The 403-nt window shown below is 26.3% G+C and carries 1 protein-coding gene; it reads right to left on the reverse strand.

Annotated elements, in window-relative coordinates; translation table 11 throughout:
• A partial coding sequence (locus DYI22_RS17340; protein WP_213479301.1) for an extracellular solute-binding protein occupies nucleotides 1–342 on the reverse strand: 342 nt, incomplete at its 3' end.
• Nucleotides 343–403 lie beyond the last annotated feature (61 nt).

Genomic DNA, 403 nt, shown 5'->3' on the forward strand with positions numbered 1-403 from the left:
TCCTTGGAGTAAATTTTCATCCAAACTATACAAAGCCAAAACTCCTAAAACATAAACTTTTGGTTTTATTAAGGCATTTTTATCATCATAAATAGCCTTAGCATATTTAGTATCTGCTGAAAAAAAGAGATCAAATTCTCTCCCTTGTTTTAAAAGCTCATAATATTTTCCAGAAGCACCAAAAACCAATTCTATTTTATCTTTTGGATGTGTTTTTAAAAACTCATCTTTAACTTCACTCATTGCCTTTGAAGCTGAAGAAGCCACGAAAATACTTAAATTTTGTGCATTTAAACACGAAACAAAAAACAAAATTCCAAAAAATACTATAAACTTTTTCATTTAGTTTTCCTTGTGTAAAAATTTAATTTTTGGATTATAACACAAAAAATTCATTTTATAT

It is taken from the genome of Marinobacter lipolyticus (assembly GCF_018424605.1).
In the GTDB taxonomy this organism is placed as follows: Bacteria; Pseudomonadota; Gammaproteobacteria; order Pseudomonadales; family Oleiphilaceae; genus Marinobacter; species Marinobacter lipolyticus_B.